The following is a 2,397-nucleotide window of genomic DNA, read 5'->3' as shown; positions in this document are numbered from 1 at the left end:
GGGGTCGATTTGTTTTCGTTGTCAAAAGTGACGGTAGGAGATCGAGCACTGGCGTAGGGGTGGCCTGCCAAGCCATTGATTTCATTGGGTTTCCTGTTGATTTTTTTGATCGCCGTTTGAGGGCGCAAAAGCGTGCTCGGTTTCAACCGCCGGTCCCGGTTTTCGGCGTGGTCTGTGACGGCAGGATTTCACTGGCATAACGCTCCACTGGAAAGCGGAATACGCCCCTCAAATTGATACCTTGCAGCCGCGTCGGCGCAATTTTCCCCGTGAGCTCCGCCGGGATGACCTGACGCCGGTTGGCCCAGCGGTCCAGAACGGCCTGCATCTGGGTTGTGTTCCAGGCCATGATGATGTTGGCCAACAGACTCAAGGCGTCAGCCACCGCCTGCATTTCCTCGGCCCGCTTGGCCTGAGCCGGGCTCACTCTGCCGGTATAAATCGCCCGCTTCAAGGCATTGACCGCCTCACCCCGGTTGAGTACCCGACGCAGCTCATTCCTGAAGGCGTCTTTGACAAAGTAGTCGGCCAGGAACGCAGTTCGCAGCAAGCGCCCCAACTGAACACCCGCTTCGTAGATGGGGTCTCCCCGCGCCGCCGATCCAAATCTGGCCAGCGCTGCAACTGCGCTGGCGTTGCCGCTCATCACCGAGGCTGCCAAATGGACCAAGGTGTCCCAGTGCTTCTCAATCAAAGCGGTATCGACGGTAGCCTCGCAAACTGCTGCGATCTCCGGTGGAATGATCGTGCCACGCGGCACGTACAGATGACGCTGCTTCAATTCCTTCAGTCGTGGGCATAGATCGAACCCCAGTAGCCGGGCCAACGCCATGGCAAAGTCGGTGTAGCCGTGGGTGTCCACCGCCAACTGGCTGGTCTCGATGGATTCTTGGCGCACGACACCCTCAATGGCGACCCCTGCCTGGCGCTCATTGAGCACAAAAGGCTGCGCGTAGAAGATCCCCCATCGGTCACGCACATGGGAGTAGATGCCAATCGAGGACGTGTTGCGTCTTGGATCCTGTCGGGCCTGCCACACCCGTTGGGTGGTTTCCATGCTCATCATGTCGGACGACGCCAGGTCCGTGCGACCCCATGTCGCTGCAATGGGGTGCCGTTGCATGAACTCCAGCACCGCGTGGCAGGCTTGACTCAAGCGACGCTCGTCCCCGGCCCAACGCATGGCCTGACGGATGCTGGTGGCAGACAACTGCGGAATCATACGGGCGCATTCGGCCGCCGTCAGACTGGTGCCGTGGGCCATGATGCCGGCGTAGACCATCAGCAGCTCTTCTGTCGAACGTGGCTCGCGGCCAAGCATGATCCAGCTGAAACGTACCTGAGCGTCAACGGCCAGGATCACTTCTGGGAGTTGCACCTCACCGATCCTCAGGTCAAGTTTGGCCCTCAACTTAATCACCTCTGGATCTTCATCCTCTGCCGGCAATACTGAAAGGTGGAGTTCTTCGTCCACGCGCAGCACACCGCTGCGCGCGGCGACGGCCACTGCCTCCACGCCGGCGCGTACCTTGGCCAGCAACGGCTTCAAAAGTGTGGATGCATTGGCTGGCAGTGACAGTCGGGCATAGTGCCGTTTGGCTTCTTCCTGCCAGCGCGCATCAGTGAAGAACAGGCGTGCGCGGCCACGAAAGCTCAGGCTGTGCTCAATCCACACCGAACCGTTGCGCACGGCACGTCGCAATGAAAACAGGGTGGCCACCTCCAAGGCCCGAAACGCGCGCTCCCGGTCGGCACCCGCAATCGCGCCGCTCCAGACCGAACCCAAGCGAGGGGCGCTGACATCAGCAGGTAGTTCGCGAAGTTTGCCCGCGTACAGTTTCGTCAATTGGGCCAAGGCTGTGGTCACCGGGTGCTCGCTATTGGCCTGCCAGGGCAGCTTGGTGATTTCGGCCAGCAAAGAGCGCACGGGACGTATGGCGTCAAACAAACGCTCACGCACCACCGAGGCCCGGCTGGGTGGTTTGCCTTGCTGGCTGGCACTGAGCAGGGCAACAATTCGAGCCCGCAACTCCGCGTCTTGAAGTTCACCCTGGGCGACCAAACCAGCCAGCTCTGCCAGCAATGTCTTGTACAGGTCAGCCCAATTGACCGTCTCCGTGACACCTGCTGCGACCGTGCGCCAAAGATCGGCAACGCGCCGCTGAACCATCAAGATAGCTTGGTCTGTGCTGGTAAACAGGCAGTGCCGTAAAAAGCAGCCAACCTCCACTGTGCGAGCGGGTTCTTTGATCCTGGCCCCCACCGAGGGAGGCCTTGAAGCCAGGCGGCGTGCATAGCGCCGCACAATGAGACCGGACAGGTCGTCCAGGTGTTTGTGGACATTCAGGGCGTACAGCAGTTCGATTCGCTCGAACACCTCGCCAATTTGTTTGGTTG

General features: G+C 60.3%; 1 protein-coding gene. It reads right to left on the bottom strand.

Going from position 1 to position 2,397, the window contains the following annotated elements:
* Positions 1-142 precede the first annotated feature (142 nt).
* On the bottom strand, positions 143-2,397 hold a 2,255-nt coding region (locus ACFQND_RS12310; RefSeq protein WP_377413637.1), incomplete at its 5' end, for a Tn3 family transposase.

This window comes from Polaromonas aquatica, assembly GCF_042659145.1.
Taxonomy (GTDB): Bacteria; Pseudomonadota; Gammaproteobacteria; order Burkholderiales; family Burkholderiaceae_C; genus Polaromonas; species Polaromonas aquatica.
The sequence above is the reverse complement of the archived record's forward strand: the minus strand, read 5'-3'. Positions and strand labels throughout refer to the sequence as shown.